The 16,983-nt window shown below is 69.5% G+C and carries 15 protein-coding genes and 1 pseudogene; 10 read left to right on the top strand and 6 right to left on the bottom strand.

Going from position 1 to position 16,983, the window contains the following annotated elements; translation table 11 throughout:
• Window positions 1-11 precede the first annotated feature (11 nt).
• Both AB2U05_RS07375 and AB2U05_RS07370 read left to right on the top strand, forming a co-directional pair.
• Window positions 12-1,454 carry a cytochrome P450 gene (locus AB2U05_RS07375; RefSeq protein ID WP_369182803.1) on the top strand — a complete coding sequence of 481 codons (1,443 nt, stop codon included), beginning with the start codon at window positions 12-14 and terminating at the stop codon, window positions 1,452-1,454.
• A 71-nt stretch (window positions 1,455-1,525) separates the two neighbouring features.
• Window positions 1,526-2,110, top strand: a complete 585-nt coding sequence (locus AB2U05_RS07370; protein WP_045704048.1) for a DUF2867 domain-containing protein — start codon at window positions 1,526-1,528, stop codon at window positions 2,108-2,110.
• A 315-nt stretch (window positions 2,111-2,425) separates the two neighbouring features.
• Here the strand turns inward: AB2U05_RS07370 and AB2U05_RS07365 are convergent, their stop codons facing one another.
• Together AB2U05_RS07365 and AB2U05_RS07360 are read right to left on the bottom strand one after the other, a co-directional pair.
• Window positions 2,426-3,310, bottom strand: a complete 885-nt coding sequence (locus tag AB2U05_RS07365; protein WP_369182802.1) for a phosphotransferase family protein — start codon at window positions 3,308-3,310, stop codon at window positions 2,426-2,428.
• Complete coding sequence (locus tag AB2U05_RS07360; RefSeq protein ID WP_369182801.1) at window positions 3,307-4,698, bottom strand: helix-turn-helix domain-containing protein; 1,392 nt, start codon at window positions 4,696-4,698, stop codon at window positions 3,307-3,309. The genes AB2U05_RS07365 and AB2U05_RS07360 overlap by 4 nt, the downstream gene beginning before the upstream one ends.
• A 211-nt stretch (window positions 4,699-4,909) precedes the next feature.
• Between AB2U05_RS07360 and AB2U05_RS07355 the strand changes: the two genes are divergently transcribed.
• From AB2U05_RS07355 to AB2U05_RS07325, 7 genes are all read left to right on the top strand, one after another.
• Entirely contained in the window at window positions 4,910-6,160 is a 1,251-nt protein-coding gene (locus tag AB2U05_RS07355) for a methionine adenosyltransferase (RefSeq protein WP_369182800.1), read from the top strand.
• A gap of 74 nt (window positions 6,161-6,234) precedes the next feature.
• Window positions 6,235-7,119, top strand: coding sequence for an aminoglycoside phosphotransferase family protein (locus AB2U05_RS07350; RefSeq protein WP_369182799.1), 885 nt, complete (start codon window positions 6,235-6,237; stop codon window positions 7,117-7,119).
• Window positions 7,116-7,826: a histidine phosphatase family protein gene (locus AB2U05_RS07345; RefSeq protein WP_369182798.1), complete on the top strand. Its 711-nt coding sequence runs from the start codon at window positions 7,116-7,118 to the stop codon at window positions 7,824-7,826. Before AB2U05_RS07350 ends, AB2U05_RS07345 begins: the two co-directional genes overlap by 4 nt.
• Window positions 7,819-9,111 (top strand): serine--tRNA ligase, encoded by a 1,293-nt coding sequence (gene serS, locus AB2U05_RS07340; protein ID WP_369182797.1) that lies wholly within the window; start codon window positions 7,819-7,821, stop codon window positions 9,109-9,111. Before AB2U05_RS07345 ends, serS begins: the two co-directional genes overlap by 8 nt.
• Entirely contained in the window at window positions 9,112-10,134 is a 1,023-nt protein-coding gene (locus AB2U05_RS07335; RefSeq protein WP_369182796.1) for a glycosyltransferase, read from the top strand. It abuts the gene before it with no gap.
• Window positions 10,135-10,166: 32 nt separating this feature from the next.
• A complete protein-coding gene (locus tag AB2U05_RS07330; protein WP_369182795.1) occupies window positions 10,167-11,174 on the top strand; it encodes a hypothetical protein in 1,008 nt (335 codons plus the stop codon).
• The gene (locus AB2U05_RS07325; RefSeq protein WP_369182794.1) at window positions 11,171-11,440 is read left to right on the top strand and encodes a hypothetical protein; all 270 of its coding nucleotides are present in this window, start codon (window positions 11,171-11,173) and stop codon (window positions 11,438-11,440) included. Before AB2U05_RS07330 ends, AB2U05_RS07325 begins: the two co-directional genes overlap by 4 nt.
• 297 nt (window positions 11,441-11,737) lie before the next feature.
• On the opposite strand, the gene AB2U05_RS07320 is transcribed toward AB2U05_RS07325, so the two are convergent.
• From AB2U05_RS07320 to AB2U05_RS07310, 3 genes and pseudogenes are all read right to left on the bottom strand, one after another.
• Window positions 11,738-12,556: a hypothetical protein gene (locus tag AB2U05_RS07320; RefSeq protein ID WP_369182793.1), complete on the bottom strand. Its 819-nt coding sequence runs from the start codon at window positions 12,554-12,556 to the stop codon at window positions 11,738-11,740.
• A gap of 188 nt (window positions 12,557-12,744) precedes the next feature.
• Window positions 12,745-13,176, bottom strand: coding sequence for an NUDIX domain-containing protein (locus AB2U05_RS07315; protein ID WP_369182792.1), 432 nt, complete (start codon window positions 13,174-13,176; stop codon window positions 12,745-12,747).
• 41 nt (window positions 13,177-13,217) lie between these two features.
• Window positions 13,218-13,879, bottom strand: a pseudogene (locus tag AB2U05_RS07310) (SDR family NAD(P)-dependent oxidoreductase).
• A gap of 329 nt (window positions 13,880-14,208) precedes the next feature.
• On the opposite strand from AB2U05_RS07310, the gene aspS reads away from it, so the two are divergent.
• On the top strand, window positions 14,209-15,519 hold the full coding sequence (aspS, locus tag AB2U05_RS07305) for an aspartate--tRNA(Asn) ligase (protein ID WP_369182791.1): 1,311 nt from the start codon (window positions 14,209-14,211) through the stop codon (window positions 15,517-15,519).
• 144 nt (window positions 15,520-15,663) lie between these two features.
• Here the strand turns inward: aspS and AB2U05_RS07300 are convergent, their stop codons facing one another.
• Window positions 15,664-16,830 (bottom strand): damage-control phosphatase ARMT1 family protein, encoded by a 1,167-nt coding sequence (locus tag AB2U05_RS07300; protein WP_369182790.1) that lies wholly within the window; start codon window positions 16,828-16,830, stop codon window positions 15,664-15,666.
• Window positions 16,831-16,983 lie beyond the last annotated feature (153 nt).

Genomic DNA, 16,983 nt, shown 5'->3' with positions numbered 1-16,983 from the left:
AACCGAGGACCATGGACCACTCGAGCAACACGCACGACGCGGCGGCCGCCTCCGGGGGCAAGTGCCCCGTCGACCACTCCGCGCCGGCCGCCCAGGCCGTCGTCCCCTCCTCCGCGCTGCCCGCGGTGGAGATGCACCGGATGCGGCAGGTGCTGAGCATCTGGGCCCGCCCCGAGCCGTACCTGAAGAGCTGCCGCGCCAAGTACGGCAGCCGCTTCCGGGTCACCATCATCCCCGGCGTGCCGCTGTACGTGATATCGGCGCCGGAGGACGTCAAGCAGATGTTCCTGGCCCCCCGGGACGTCCTGCACACCGGCTCCAGCAACACCCCGATCGAGAAGTGGACCGGCCGCAACGGCCTGGCCTGGCTGGACGAGGCGGAGCACACCAGCCGCCGCCGCGCCGTCATGCCGGCCTTCCGCGGCGACGCGATGAAGCGCGTCGAGCAGGCCGTGTACCGGCTGGCGAAGGAGCACGTGGCGTCCTGGCCGCGCGACAAGGCCGTGGCGACGCACCCCTTCGCGCACGCCTACACCGTCAAGGTCATCATGGAGGTCCTCTTCGGTGAGCACCGCCCCTCCAACGAGGCGGCGATGTACGCGGAGGTCATGAAGATGCTGACCTTCAACTCCAAGCCGTCCACCATGAAGCCGTTCCACCTGCTGCCGCCGGCGAAGCTGCGCCGGATGCGGCTGTTCCGGCCCAACGGCGTCAACGAGTTCCTGGTCCGCCGCGACCGGGTGCACGCGATGGTGAACGCGGCGATCGAGGAGCGCCGGCGCTCCGGCGCCGAGGGCGACGACCTGCTCGGCGTGATGCTCGGCATCCGCGACGAGGACGGCAACCCGCCGAGCGTCACCGAGATGCGCGACGAGATCATGACCCAGTTCCTGGCCGGCACCGAGACCACCGCCTCGGCGATCTGCTGGGCGCTGGAGTTCCTCACCCGCCACCCCCAGGTGGTCGAGAAGCTGCGCGCCGAGATGGCGGACGGCGACGGCGACGAGTACCTGACCGCCGTCGTGCACGAGGTGCTGCGGCTCGGCCCGCCGATCCAGCAGATCGTGCCCCGCGAGGTGGTCAAGCCCGTCGAGCTCGGCGGCGTGCGCTACGCGCCCGGCGACCGGCTGTGGGCCAGCGCCTACCTGCTCAACCGGGACGAGCACAACTACCCGGACCCGGACGCGTTCAAGCCCGAGCGCTTCCTCGGCGTCAAGCCCGCCTCGCACACCTGGATCCCGTTCGGCGGCGGCCACACCCGCTGCCTCGGCGACCGGATCGCCCTGATGGAGCTGAAGGCCACCCTCACCGAGATCCTGACCACCACCGACGTCCGGCGCGTCGGCGCCGAGGCGGTGCCCGCGCACAGCCGTACCGTCGTCAACATCCCCAAGGACGGCGCCCGCATGGTCTTCCACCCCCGCCGGGCGAAGGCCGCGGCCGCCGCCCGATGAGCCGCGGGTAGGTTGACGAAGCAGGACAATCGCGCACAACGCGGTTGCGTTCCACGAGAGATGAGGCAGGAATGAGGATCCCGAACACCGCGTTCACGGATCGGCCCTGGCGGATCCACGAGTACATCGCGGATTTCGACATCGAGGACGTCTGGGACCTGGACACCCCCGGTGGCCCGGACGACCTGGACCGCCTCGTCCGGCAGTTCAGCGGCGACGGGACCGACTTCCACCCGTCGGCGGCCTACCGGCTGCTGTTCGCGATCCGCTGGAAGCTCGGCAAGGTCATGGGCTGGGACACCGCGGAGCAGGGCGTCAGCTCGCGCAAGCCCTCGCTGCGCGCGCGGCTGGCGGAGGACCTGCTGAACGGCACCCGCGGGCCGGACCTGAGGACGGTGCCGATGAAGTCGGTGTACCAGACGAAGGACGAGTGGGTCACCGAGGTCGTCAACCAGACCGTGCACGCCGTGATGCACATCGGCTGGGTCGACGACGGCAACGGCCGCCACCACGCCCAGATGGCCGTCCTCGCCAAGCCGAACGGCACGCTCGGCAAGGTCTACATGCCGGCGATCCTGCCGATCCGCCGGGTCTTCGTGACGCCGAACCTGGTGAAGACCATCGGCCGCACCTGGCACGCGGGCAAGGCCGCCTGACACCGGCACCGCTGCCGCGCGAACCGCACGGTTCGCGCGGCAGCGGTGCTGTGCGGGGGTGAACACCCGCGCATCAGCTGCTCCGTTGGGTAGGTCCACCGCCGTTCCCCACCGTCCACCCCCCACCCGCCTGCCGGCGGGTGCCCGCCCCGGGCCTGGCCGCGTGCCGCCGGGGCTGGGTGTTTCAGGCTGCGACGTGTGCAGGCCGGCTGCGGGTGATGGCGGAGCGCAGGGCGGTTCGGACTCGGGCGGCACCTGCGGCTGTTCGATCAGTAGCTGTATCTCCCGGTTTGGGAATTGCTTCTGAACGACATTTCAGCTGACAGCTGTCCAGCCCCACGGGCGTGGACCGTTCTGCCCCTGCAAGCAGGAGAGACGGTAGTGGGCTTCCGCCCGGTGTCGAGCCGGATCGGCCGCCGCGTGCTGGAGAGTGAAGCAGGTGACCCGGAGCTCGCGAATGCTCCGCAGGACCGGGTAGCCGGCCCAGGTCGTCACGTCGGCACCGTATGCCCGGCAGAAGGCGGTGTAGTCGCTGTCCGAAACGGTTCCGAAGGTGCGGTAGCCGACGGCGGTAGCAGTGAGGTCCCACTCGGGAGGTCCCAGGGAGGTTCGTTCGAAGTCGAGCAGGTAGGTGGTGGTCGGTGTGACTGCCACGTTGCCGCCCCACGCATCACCGTGAATGACGCTCGCAGGCAGGCCCGGCGGGAGGCTCAGCCACGCTGCCTGGAGCTCTGCCAAGCGGTCGCGCAACCACTGCCGCTGCGTGTCGTCGAGGGTGGCGGCGCCGTCGATCCTGACGGCCAGCCGAACGAACGGGTCAAGCTGGCCCAACGGGAATTCTGGAACGGCAAGTTCGTGGACACGCCGCAGGAGCGGCGCGATGTCGGCAGCGGTTCCTGGCCGGTGCGGGGGCAGCTCGTGCCAGAAGGTCACGGGGCTATTGTCGACATCCACCGGCTCCCGCAGGTGCTCGAGAGGGCGAACCGCAGGAACCCCGCAGTCGCGCAGCCAACGTGCGACCGCCAGTTCGCGCCCGGCGGCAGCCGACTGCCCGGGGCGGCTGATGCGAGCCACGACCCCCAGCGGCAATCGCCACAGCGCGTTCTCCCCGATCCTGATCGGTTCGGCTCCCGCTGCGGACAGTCCGACCGTCGCACACGCCTTGAGCAGTAGGGAATGGGAGTCCTCGATGTTGCTCACGCTGCCACCGTAGCGGTGATCTGTTCCCGCAGGTCCCGAATGTCGCCGAGGCTGCGGTGGCGATGGGCGACCCGACCGAGTTCAGCCAGCTCGTGGTTGGCACGCAGCGAGCGGAGGTCGCTGACCTCCGCGAGGGCGCTCCGGCCCTCGGCCAACGCCTGCTCAGGGTCACCGGCAGCCATCTGGAGCGTGGCGAGCTTGGTTCGGGAGAACGCGCGAGATCTGGCGAATCCGTCGTCGTGGCCGTCGACCGCTGCCTGGAGTCGCCGGAGGGCTTCCTGCGGCGGATGGCCGGCGAGGGCGAGGTCGAACAGGGCGTGGCCGGTGTCGCCGTGGTGTTGGGCGCCGTCGTAGTACGCCATCCACGGCCCCTCGGCGGCCGGGGTGATCGAGGTGAACGAGTCGTCGGACGCCCCGATCGCGGCCAGGGTCTGCTGGGCTCGGCCCATTTTTGCCAGGGCCCGCGCGCGGGCGTTGTGGAGCATGGACTGCTCCGCGGGGGAGAGCCGGTCGGCGCGGGCCAGGCCGAGCTCGGCGAAGGTGAGACCGGCGTCGGGGTCTCCACGCCAGATGGCCTGGCGGGAGCGGAGATTGTACGAGATGGCGCGTAGAGGCCAATTGTCCACTTCCTCGGCGCACGACGTGGCGAAGGCAAAGAGCCGGTGGGCGTCTTCGTGGGCGAAGGCATCGAAGGCCGATGCGCCGACCACAGTCGCCAGACGGCTGACGGCTCCGAACAGTTCAGCGCGCAGCGGAGTGGGGCAGCGACTGTTCAGGAGACCGGCGGCCCAGCGCAGTTGGGCGAGCGCCGTGTCACGGACGACGCCGGCGCCGCCGTAGAGGTTGTCCCAGCTGCGCAGTGTGGTCGCTGCGGTGCGGATCTGCTCGACGTCGGCGGGCCGAACCACTGCGGGTACTGCGGTGGCCGAGGTGGAGGTCAGGAGCTGGGCCAGAGGGCTGCCGGCAATAGCTGCACTCGTCACGGCAAGGAAGTTGCGTCGTTCCACGGGGTCGGACTCATTCCACTCGAAGGCTGGCGGTGGCATTTCCAGCGTGCCCCCGCGCACCTTCCCTCGGGGAGGCTTGACGGCCCCATTGCGCTGTTTGTCCATTACCCCTGAGCGGTTGTCCAATTCAGCCTCGGCCAGCACGACGCTTCGCGCGAGCACTCCGCCGGTTTCCAGGACCGCGTCTAACGCCTGGGCGTGGTGAAGCTTGCAGGGCCGTTCCGCCCGCTCGATCTTGCTGATCAGGTCCCCACTCAAGTGGACCAACTGCCCAAGCCTGTCCTGGCTCAGCCCCCTGAGCTTCCGCCAGTACTGAAGTTCTGCGCCGAACCAGTGGGCCGCGGAGCGAGTGGGGTCCAGAGGCTTGAGTGGTCGCGGCATGTGATCCCCCAGGGCGTCTCTTGTGGACAGCGGTCGCTGTCGGATTGCCGGTACTGGTCGGGCGGCTCACCGGCAGGGCTGAATGTCTCCGAGCGCTCAGCGCCCATTACACACCGCTACGGGTCTGGGGTGCAGGTGTTCGGCACATCAGCGCGCGACGAAGGCGCGTGCCTGCCCCACCGTAGTCGGACAGACGGAAGAGGAGATCGCAATGCCGCGAGTCAGCACGACCGTGCAGAACAGCAGCATCACCATCGAGACCGGGCGTCCACTCCCCAGCGACCTCGTCCTGCTGGAGCGCAAGGGACTCGGTCACCCCGACACCCTCGCCGACCACCTGGCCGAGGAGCTCTCCCGCGCGTACAGCCGCTACACGCTCGACCGCTTCGGCGCCGTGCTCCACCACAACTTCGACAAGCTCGCCCTGCTCGGCGGCTCCTGCGAGGTCCGCTACGGCGCCGGCCGGATGACGGCTCCGGTGAAGGTACTGGTCAACGGTCGGGCCGCGTACGCCTGCGGCGGCGAGGACATCCCGGTGCGGGAGTTGGTCGAGCAGGCCGTCATGGCCTTCTTCCACGACCGGCTGCCCGAGCTCGCCGGCCACCTCGACCTGGTCTTCAACATCACCAGCAACCCCAGCCCCGGCGCAGTGGTCACCGACGACAGCGGCACCGACCGTTCGCGCTGGTTCGCCCCCCGATCGGTGGACGACCTGCGCGAGCGCCACACCCTGATCGCCAACGACACCTCGCTCGGCACCGGCTGGGCCCCGATGGCCCCGTTCGAGCAGTTCGCCCACGCGCTCGTCAACCACCTTTCCGGCGAAGGCGAGTTCACCCTGGCGAACCCCTGGTGCGGCTCCGACGTGAAGCTGATGGGGCACTTCGACGGTGCCAAGGCCGAGGCCATCCTGTGCGTCCCGCAGAAGTCCGAGCACGTGCCCGACCGGGCCGCGTACCTCGCCAACAAGGAGGAGATCCTGGCCGAGTGCGCCCGGTTCGCCAAGCAGCACCTCCCCGGCGTCGAGATCACCTTCCTCCTCAACGCCCGCGATGTCCCCGAGAAGGACGAGCTCTACCTGACCTACACCGGCAGCTCCATCGAGTCGGGTGACGAAGGCGTCGTCGGCCGCGGAAACCGGGTAAACGGCCTCATCACCCCGCTCCGCCCGATGAACCTGGAAGGGGCCAGCGGCAAAAACCCCGTCTACCACGTCGGGAAGCTCTACAACCTCGCGGCCACCCGGCTCGCCCAGCGCCTGTACGACGAGACCGGCAGCTACGCTGAGGTGCACCTGGTCAGTGCGACCGGCCAGCGGCTCGACCAGCCCTGGAAGGTCCTGGTCCGGCTCGCGGCCGAGGACCCGGAGATCGAGAAGGTGCAGGCCCAGGTCGCCCTGGCCCTCGGGGGCTTCCCGGAGCTCACCGCCGAGCTGGTCCACCACGGCGTCCGGCTCAGCTGATGCACACCGGATCGCCCACTCTCCTGCCCCCGCGCAGCGCTTGGCAGCGGCTCCGGGAGCACTACGGTCCGGGGGTGCACGGGTGGTTGGCCCGCGCCCCTGAGGTCTTCAACGAAGCCGCACGCCGCTGGCAGTTGACCCTCGACAGCTACCACGACGCTGGCCACGCCTCCCTGTTGATGGTGGCGCGCGAGCGAACCAGCGGGCGCGAGGTCCTGTTGAAGGCATGGCCCGACCACAACCGCTACCGCAACGAGATGATCGCACTGGGGATCTGGTCTGCCGGGCCGGCCGTCAGGGTGCTCGAGCACGCGGACGACCTCGGCGTCGCCGCCCTCGAGATGGTGGCAGCCGTACCCGGCGGATCCGTCAGGCCGGAAACGCACGAGTACGAGGCGGTGGCCGCCGCTCTGCGGCAACTACATCGCCTCGGCCGGGGCACGAACACTGCCGCCGCAGCACTTCCCAGCCTCCACGACTTCCTCGAATGCGAGTTGGTCCCGCGAGTGCACCGACGCCTGGCGGCGCAACGCCCCCAGTGGGAGGTCGACTGGGCGAGGCTCGGCGAGCGCTTGGTCACCGGACTGCACCCAGAGGCGGCACGGGCATCGGTCCTGCACGCGGACGTCTACCGCGAGAACGTCCTCTTCGACGACCGACGGGCGCCGGTCCTGGCGGACCCCCTGCCGATGGTCGGCGACGAGGTCTTCGACTGGGCGTTCTGGACCGTCTACTACAACCTGGGCGCCGACACCCGGGACCGCTTCGAGATCGCCGTCACCACCGCCGGCCTCGATCCGCGGCGGCTACGGCACTGGAGCCTCGCACTTTGCGTGGACGGACTCCTCTACTACCGCGAGGTGGGGGACCGTCGCGCCTCCGTGATGGAGCGGGTGATCGCAGGGCTGGCGGGCGACCTCGATCTCACTACGGTGCCGGAGAAGGACGGCCGGACGTGACCACCTACCTCCTGCGCCATTCCAGTACCCACTACAGCGCGGCTCACCGGGTCAACGGCGACCCGACTGTCGATCTTTCACTGGATCCGGCGGGACGCGTCGCCTGCCGGACCGGTAGCAGCGTGCTCGCTGGCGTTCAACCGAAGATCTGGCTCGCCTCAGGGTTCGCCCGGACGGGTGAGACGGCCCGGCTGCTGATGGGCGATGCCGATCAGCCCGTCAGGGTCGAGCCCGCCCTCAACGAAGTCGACTACGGGCACTTCGAAGGCGGCCTCTTCACGGAGTACGCACGCTGGCTCGTCGCCGCCGGACCATGGGAGAACCCGCCCGGGGCCGCCGAGTCCCAACGCGAAGCCATCCGCAGAATGCTTGCCGGCCTCCGGAGCGCACTCCAACTGCCGTCGCCTCGGACTGTCGTCGCGCACGGCCTGCTGGCCTCCCTGTTGCGGTGGCACAGACGGACCTCGCGCGACGCCCCCGGGCGGGCCATGCCGATCTTCTTCGACGAGGTGCCCTGCCTGTACCTGGTCAGGATCGAGGACGGCGAACTCGAAAACCTGATCAAGGCCCTGCTCGAAATCCTGGATGCGGAGGAACAGGAGACCGCCGCAGCGGGCGGATGGTCATCGCGGCCAGAAGACCAGTGCACGCTTGCTACCTTCGATGGACCATCTGTCCAGCTGGAGGAGACGAACTCCCATGCATGATCCCCGCGCCCTCATCGAGATGGGCTCCGAGGCGGTCCGCCGCCTCGTCCGCCGCGGCTACACCCTGGATCTCTCTGCGTTGGAGTCTCTTCAGTCCAGCCGATCCCAGCTCATCACTCGCGTGGACGAGCTGCGGGCCGAGTCGAAGCGGGTCGCCCAGGAGGTCCAGCAGGCGGCCCGCCAGGGCGGTGACACCGAGATGCTGAAGGACCGAGCCCGCGAGCTCAAGGAAGAGATCCGGTCGGCCGAGGTGGAGCAGGAGCAGGTGCAGCAGGAGTTGCGCGACTTCCTACTGACCATTCCCAACCTGCCGCTCGACAGCACCCCCGAGGGCGACTCGGACGAGCACGCCGTCGAGATCCGTCGCTTCGGCACGCCGCCGTCCTTCTCCTTCGAGCCGAAGGACCATGTGGACCTCGGCGAGGCCCTTGGCATCCTCGATTTCGCCCGTGCCAGCAAGCTCTCCGGCTCCCGGTTCAGCGTCTCGCGCGGTGCCGGCGCCGCCATCGAGCGTGCCCTGGCGACGCTCTTCCTGGACCTGCACACCAAGCGGCACGGCTACGTCGAGCACGCCGTCCCGTACCTCGTCACCCGGCAGACCATGACCGGCACCGGCCAGCTCCCGAAGTTCGAGGAGGACCTCTTCGCCACGGGTATGGGGGAACGCGAGCTCTTCCTGATCCCGACAGCCGAGGTCCCGCTTACCAACCTCTACGCGGACGAGATCATCCCGCCTGCCGAACTCCCCCTGGCCCTCACCGCGCACACCCCGTGCTTCCGCTCGGAGGCTGGCTCCTATGGCCGCGACACCCGCGGCATTCTGCGCCAGCACCAGTTCTCCAAGGTCGAGATGGTCCGCATCTGCGACCCCGAGGACTCCCAGGCCGAGCTGGAGAAGATGCTCAGCCATGCCGAAGCCTGCCTCAAGGAGCTGGGACTGGCCTACCGGGTCGTCCAGCTCGCCGCCGGCGACCTCGGCTTCTCCGCCCAGATCACCTACGACATCGAGGTCTGGCTGCCCAGCCAGCAGACCTACCGCGAGATCTCCTCCGTCTCGGACTGCGGCGCCTTCCAGGCTCGCCGCGCAGGCATCCGCACCCGGGACGAGCACGGCAAGACCAAGCCCGTAGCCACCCTCAACGGCTCCGGACTGCCCATCGGCCGCACCCTGGCCGCCCTTCTCGAACAGTGCCAGCAGCAGGACGGCTCCATCGTCCTGCCCGAGGCCCTGGTGCCCTACCTCGGATTCCGCCGGATCTCGGCGGACGGAACAACGGAGGCATAAGTGTTAGTCGGCATCTGCGACTTCCCCAGCAGCTACACCTTCCCGCCCGTCGGCTACGGCGGGATCGAACGCTGGCTCTGGGCAGTGGCGGAAGGCGCCCGAGCCGCAGGTGCCGACGTACACCTCCTCGGCCCCGGCTGGAGGACCGACCTCGCAGACAACTGGGCGTTGCGCCCGGTCCGCCTGGAGGACCTCCAGCCGGGTACCCGGCAGACTCGTGACCTGCGTTCCACCGGCTACGACCTGCTCGTGGTCGGACACGAGTACCCGTCGCTCCCCGGGTGGCGCCGGGTCTGGGCCGATCTCGACTGCGACGTCGCGACCTTCCAGCACTCGCCGGTCTTCCGGCACGCCGCCGACGCCTTCGACGCGAACCGCTCGCGGCTTTACTGCTACTCGCCCGAGATGGCGGGGCTGTACGCCACCCACGCACCAGCGCTGGAGCACGCGGTCCACCTCGGGCTCGGTGAAGCCGAACCTCCCGCCCGGCACGGCCGCGACCTCGTCTGGCTCGGCCGGATCGACGAGGAGAAGTCGCCGCACCTCGCGGTGCGCGCGGCCCAACTGCTTGGTCGGCGGATACGCATCGTCGGACCGGTCTTCGACAACGACTACGTGCGACGTCACCAGGCACTCTTCGCGGCTGATCACGTCAGCTGGGTCGGTGAAGTCGGAGGGGCGGCCAAGACGGCTGCGTTTTCCGATGCCTCGGTCTACGTCTACACCTGCTCACGAAGCTACGTGGAGGCCGGCGCGGCCGTTTTCGGGGAGTCCCTGCGTGCCGGTACGCCCGTCGCCGCGCTCTGCTGGCGAGACGGCACCTGTGCGGAGGCAGCTCTGTGTGAGAGCACCGGAGCCGTTGCCAGGGTCGTTCCTGACCACGACGACGAGGACGTGGCCTTGGCGCTTACGACAGCGATCGAGCGGTGCCTGGAACTGGACGCGCCGACCGTACAGGACATAGGCCTGAGCCGGTTCGACCCCGAGCGGCACTTCCGCGCTCTGGCGACCAGGCCGTGCTGACCGCGGACTCACCGCCGAGGCCACTCGATCTCTTGAACGAGCGCCTCGGGCTCGGCACGCAGTGGGACCTCGAGCACGGTGCCGATGGCCGCTTCGAGATCCGCCACCGCGACCGGGGTACGCCGTACCGTCCGGCCAGTCAACCGCTCCAGTGGGCTGGTCTGCTACAGCAGTTGGAGAGTGGCTTCCGTGCGGCGGGCGTCGCCCGTGCGAGGCCGCTGCCCATGCGGTGGGGCTGGGACACCGAGCTGACGATCTCCGCCGTCCAGGCGCTCGACCCCCTCCTCAAAGACGGCAAGCCGTACGTCTTCCGCCGTGGCTACCTTCCCCAGCCGGTTGTCCGACTGACCGGTGAGCGGGACCATGTCGGCGCTCTGAGGGAGGGGTTCCTCACCTCGTTCGTCAACATATCGCGCATCGAACCCGTCACTCGGATAGCCGAGTTCACCGAAATCCTCGATCACTGGCTCACAGTGCTGTCCGGCATCGGGCTCCACGCCAGACACCTCACCATCCATGGCCGCAACGCCATCTGGCAACGCCGCGAAGTCCGCGGCCTCACAGTGCACTTCCGGCACCTGGACCTTCCCATCGGTGACATCGTCCTGCTCTGGAATGCTGCGGATCCCAGCTGCATGGCGGTGGACCTGGGCTCCGGCCTTGAGCGCCTGGCCTGGGCTCGTACCCGTCGCCCGTGGCGGGAGCTGGCCTTCGGCCGCTTCGGGACAGCCGGTATGGACGCCAACGTGCTCGATGCCGTTCGAACCGCGACGCTGCTCGTCGGTAACGGCATCGCCCCTGCGGCACGAGGGGCCGGCGGGATACTCCGTCGTATCCTTGCCGGCGTTCCCGCCGACGCCGCACCGCTCGGGGTCAGCGCCCTGGTCCGGGCGAGCCACGGATTCTGGAGCCTCACCTCACCGATGGCCCTGCCGTGGCCCGAGGTCGCCTTCGTCATCGAGCGCGAGATCCACCGCCGCGACGTCACCTCTTCCAGCCCTCTCCCCGTACCTCGGTCGAGCTGGAGCGACAGGACATGAGACTCCGACGTGACCGGAACCCGCCCGCCGAGTTCCGACTCCGCTTCGCCTGGACGACCGGGTTCTGCTTCAAGTGCGAGGAAGTCACCCAAGTCGCCGAGTTGGGCACACTCACCGTCGAAGGCGAGACCGTCACACTCGCGGCCTGCCACCTCTGCGCCTGGCGGCTGGAGCGGCAGCACCACCAGGCCCGCCAGGCCCACCTCCGCGCCCAGCTCGCCGGTGCGTGGACTGGCGCTACGAGACGGGCAGCAGCATGCATGTGAGAAGGGGGCATGCGGCCGAGGCCCGTCAGCGCATCGCATCAGCTTGACTCTGTCGGGGATCTTGGAGCTTTCCCGGTGTGCCCGCCTGACAAGCGGGCATGCTCGGGGCTGACGACCGTCCACCGCTGCCGCACAAACCGCATGGTTTGCGCGGCAGCCGCCTTTTGCGGGGTGAACACCCGCGCATCAGCTGCTCTGTTGGGTAGGTCCACCGCCGTTCCCCACCGTCCACCCCCCACTCGCCTGCCGGCGGGTGCCCGCCCCGGGCCTGGCCGCGTGCCGCCGGGGCTGCGTGTTTCAGGCGGCGACGTGTGCGGGCCGAGTGCCGGTGATGGCGGAGCGCAGGGCGGTTCGGACTCGGGCGGCACCTGCGGCTGCCACATCCGCCCCCGTGCCGACCGCGAGGGTTCGGGGTGTCACGCCCGCGCATGGGCGGCAGATGCCCGGTCGGGGCACGGGGTCGTGGCACTTGGCGCACTCGGCGTACCGGGCCGGTGGCTGTGCGGCGGGCCGGGCTGGCGGCATCTTGTGCTCCAGGCGGTGGCGGAGCACGGCGGTCGCCGAGTGCATCGGGGTGGGCAGGCCGGGCAGCAGGGCGTGGGCCAGGTCGGCCGGAGAACTGCCGCGGGCGAGCCATTGGGCGACCAGGGGCGCGAGTTCGCGCGCTTCGGCCTGGCCCAGGCGCAGGCGGGGTTCGGGGCGGATCACGCGGAGCAGAGTGGCCACTGCTTCTCGGACCTCCTCCCGTTGCTCGGGCTCGGCGTCATCGGCCGGACTGGCGGGGAGGGTGGTTTCTTGGTGCCGGTTCTTTACAACAGGGCTGTCAGCGCGGCCGGTTGCCGCTGCACCGGGCGCCGGACGGGTGGCAGCCGGTGCGAACCATGGTGTGTCGTACACGTGGGTCTCGGTGCGGATAGTGCCGTCCGGCAGGCGGATCTTCTCGACGCGGTAGAAACCCGCGTCGGTCAGCTCCCTCAGCGCCTTGCGGATCGCGCCGCGCCCCTGCGGGCTGGAGTCGGCCATGTGCCGGCCGTCCTCCCGCCAGCCATCGGGGCGGGAGAGGAGGTCCGCGAGCAGGCCGCGGGCGGTGTAGGACAGCTGTCGGTACTGCAACATGGCGTTGGGTAGCACGGTGAAGTTCCGTACGTGTTCGGTACGATGTACGCGCATCGGAGGTTCAGCTCCTGGTGCCGGACCCCGGGGGTGTTCCAGCACCGCCGGGGTCACCTTTTTCTGTTGGAGTACGGAACGTAACACGGCACTTGACGCCGTGTGAGGCTTTTGTGGGCATCCAGCCTCTGTGACTACCTGGCGGCGAGGAGTTTCCCGCGCTCGACGGCCTCGCGCAGGACGGCCGCGAAGTCCTTGGGTAGGAGGTTGACCGCGTCGAGGGCGTCGGTGGTGAGGGGGATCTCTTCGAGGAGGTACTCGCCCCGGCCTTCCTGGCTGAACTCGGGGCCGGTGCGGTCCTCGAAGCTCCACTCCTCGATGGTGGCGAGATAGAAGTCCTGGCGCTCGTCGTCGCCCTCGATGGTGTGGAGGAGGCCGACGATCTCGGCCTCGCCCGCGATCTCCTCGCGGACCTCGCGCAGCAGAGCCTCCTCCGGGCCGGCGTCGGTGGGCTCGATCTTGCCGCCGACGATCACCCAGTACGGGTCGATGCCGGGGCGGATGCGCTTGATCAGCAGCATGGTGCCGTCCGGGGTGAGGAGGACGGCGCGGACGCGGTGCTGCATGGTGGTCTCTTCCTTCTTGGTGGTCTCGGCTGTGCGCAGGGTCAGTGGAGGATCCAGCCGCCGTCGACGTGCAACGACTGGCCGGTGGTGAAGGACGCGCTGGGGCCGGCGAGGAAGGCGACGGCAGCGGCGACGTCCTCGGGGCGGCCTCGGGGCTGGACGCACTGGCGGCGGATCTGGTCCTCGGGTCGGGCTCGGTGGTGGGCGGGCAGATCGTTCTCCGCCTCGACCTGGATGGCCCCGGTACGACAGTGTTCACGCAGATCCCGGCCGGTCCAAGTTCCCTGGCCAGCGACCTGGTGAGGCCGAGGAGTCCGGCCTTGGCGGTGCTGTGGGCGGTGAGTCCGGGCCGGCCGGCGCGGGCATTGATGCTGCCGATGTTGACGATCCGGCCCCATCGGCGATCGGCCATGCCAGAGGTGACGGCCCGGCAAGCGCGGTAGTGGATCGTCAGGTTGGACTCGATGGCACGCGCCCACTCGTCCTCGCTGAGCTGGTCCCCCGGGATACGGGGGTAGGCGCCGGCGTTGTTGACGAGGATGTCGACCGGCCCGAGTTCGGACTCGACCTGACTGGCCAGGGCGGCGACGGTGCTCGGGCCGGTGAGGTCGGCGCACTCGGCGGACGGCCACCCCGCCCGAGGCGCCGCTTCCGCGCCGCCGGCTCCTGCGGATCGAGGCGACCTTCCTCTGGCCGGACTCACAGCCTGGTGGAGTTTCCGGTTGCCACCGCCGCCTCACGCTCCGTATCCTGCTGGGCAACGCGTCGACGGAGACGAGTAGCCAGGGATCACGCGAGCAGAGAGAGCCGCCGGAAGCTGGGAAGGCGGTCCCGCGCCCCGAGGTGAAGACCCTCCTGAGCGCGGGGAGGAACGGCCCCCGCCTGGTGGTCCAATGCCCCGCCGGCCGGCCCCCGTCACCGGGCCTGAACGAGGCCGCCATTTCGGTGGTGGCGAAAATGCGGTGGTACCGCGAGTTGCCCTTCTCGCCCGCACTCCCAAGGGATCATGACGATGTCCTTCGGAGGACCGCAATGATCCACAGCCGCGTACGTGTCTCCGACCTGCGAGAACACGTCGGCCGTACCGTTTCCGTCTGCGGATGGGTGAACACCCTCCGCCTCCAGCGCGCGATGCAGTTCGTCATCGTGCGGGACAGCATCGGCATGGTGCAGGTGACCCACAAGCGAGACGGCGGGCCACTGGAGGCCCAGCTCGAAGCCCTCACGCCCGAGTCCGCCGTGAGGATCACCGGCCGCGTCGTCGACGCGGCCCAGGTCAAGCTCGGCGGCCTGGAGATCGTTCCCGAGGTGGTCGAGGTCCTGAACCCGGCGGCCACGCCGCTGCCGATCGACGACCGCACGGGCCCGGAGCAGCGGTTGGACTGGCGCTTCCTGGACGTGCGCCGCCGCCCCGCCGCCCAGCTGGTGTTCGCCGTACAGACCACCCTGGAACAGGGCATGCGCGAGTACGCCTACGCGCAGGGTGCCACCGAGATGCACACCCCCAAGCTCATGGGCACGGCCTCGGAGTCCGGCGCGGAGGTCTTCGAGCTCGGCTACTTCGGCCGTAGCGCCTACCTGGCACAGTCGCCGCAGTTCTTCAAGCAGATGGCGATCGCCGCCGGCATCGAGAAGGTCTTCGAGATCGGGCCGGTCTTCCGCGCCGAACCGTCGTTCACCTCCCGGCACGCCACCGAGTTCACCGGCGTCGACGTGGAACTGGCCTGGATCGACGGGGTCGAGGATGTCATGGCGTTCGAGGAACGGATGCTCGCCCACGCCATCGGCAAGGTCGCCGACCTGCACGGCGAGGCGATCGCCGAGCACTTCGGCGTCGAGGTCAGGGTGCCCACGACGCCCTTTCCCCGCATCACCATGGCCGAGGCGCAGGAGGTCCTGCGCAGGGGCGGCTGGGACCCCGAAGGCGTCAAGGACGACCTGGACCCGGAGGGTGAGCGGCGGATCTCGGCCCACATCAAGGAGGCCACCGGGCACGACTTCGTGTTCATCACGCACTACCCGGTCGGCATCCGGCCCTTCTACCACATGCGGCCCGCCGAGGACCCGAGCGTGACCCTGAGCTTCGACCTGCTGTGGAAGGGCCTGGAGATCACCACCGGCGCGCAGCGCGAGCACCGCTACGACGTGCTGGTGGAGCAGGCCGCCGAGAAGGGCATGAGCCCGGAGCCGATGCGGGACTACCTGAACGCCTTCCGGTACGGGTGCCCGCCGCACGGGGGCCTCGGCATGGGCCTCGGCCGCGTACTGATGGTCATGCTCGGCCTGGCCTCGATCCGCGAGGCGACCTTCCTGTTCCGTGGGCCGAACCGGCTCAGCCCGTAGCCCGGGGTGTTGCTGCGCCCCACGACACGGGCGGAGCTTCGCCGGGGCGATCCGCCGCGGGCGATGCCTCATAAGAGTGAAGTGGGGCTTTGGTCGCTCGTCCTTGAGATCGTCACGGTTGCTCTTCGCCCGATAGCGCAAGGACTACGCCTGCGTGTGGACCTGGATGAGGCCGTACTTGCCGCTGGTGCGCCATGGCTCCCCTGTGGCGTCCAGTTCGGCGACTGCCGGTCCGTCGAGGCCGACGATGACGTCCGACTTCAACGTGCGGAGGGCCGCTATCGGGGACGGGAAGTGGTCGGCTCGCTCGGCGAAGGGGGTCGTGGCGTCCCAGAGTTGGTCCCCGACGAGGCGGCGGTAGTTGAGGTCGCCTTTGAGGATCGTCATCGTGGCGTCGGAGAGTTCGGCCCTGAGGTCGGCGGGCATGTCGTGGAACGGAAGCGGCGCGCAGAAGAACGGGTGCGTGCGGATCGCGAGTGTGCCGTTGTTCATCGCGTCCCAGAGCCGGAGTCCGATCCCTGCGGCCTCTTGCTCGGGCGCGGTGCGAAGGCGCTCGGTGGTGGCGAGGACGTCCGCGGTGGTTGCGTCCGACACGTAGTAGGGGGAGGGCTTGACGTACAGGGCGGCCTCGGCGGCCAACCCGTTCGTGAGGAGGTGGTCGACCAGGACGAGGTCCGGCAGCAGTTCTCGCCCGGCGTTGTCCGCGATGACGCAGACCTTCGGCTCGGTCGCAGCCGCCAGGGTGGACCACAGCAGAGGGCTGTCGTCCGTGATCAGGGCCGAGGGCTGGGTGTCCGTTGCCGAAGCAGTGATCTGGAAGCTGAGGTCTGCCCGGTTGCCCCAGAGCGCTGACGAGAGCAGCGCGTCGGCTCGCTTCTCGGCCGACAGGGCGGGCAACTCGCCGAGGGCCGCCAGTTCGGCGTCGACGGCAGAGCCGGCCAGTTCGGCGGTCTTGAACGGGGCGAACGGGTCGATGCCCTGCCAAGTCCCGGGCCGGAAGTAGCCGGTGGCTTCGAGCAGCCTGCGGTAGAAGTAGCTCTCGGCCCACAGGAACGGTGCCTCGCCCCACGGTCGCCCGAACAGGCCCTCACCCCACTCCAGCCACTGCTGGTGGTCGTGGGCGCTGGTGCTGGGCGGCTGCAGCACACCGTCGGTGCTCTCGGCGAGGAGGTCCGCCATCGCGGCCTGCACGCTCGGCCCGTACGGCAGTGCGTCGAGCACCTGCTGGACGAGCTTCGGGTGCCGCTCGTGGAAGACGTCCCGGGCGAACGAACCGGGAGTGCCGCTCAGGATCACGGGTGCGCTGGGCATGATCAGACTTGTCCTTCTCTTCGGCTGTCGGCGAGCTCCGCCACGTGCTCCATGGTGCGGCTGTCTGGCCCTGCCGGATTCGAGGTACGAGCGGAGGTGGAGGGCCCGATCAGTGCCGTGTGCCGCCCGGCGGGGCGGCACACGGCGAGGCCG

It is taken from the genome of Streptomyces sp. Y1 (genome assembly GCF_041053115.1).
Taxonomy (GTDB): Bacteria; Actinomycetota; Actinomycetes; order Streptomycetales; family Streptomycetaceae; genus Kitasatospora; species Kitasatospora rubellomurina.
This window is presented reverse-complemented; position numbering and strand designations above follow the sequence as displayed.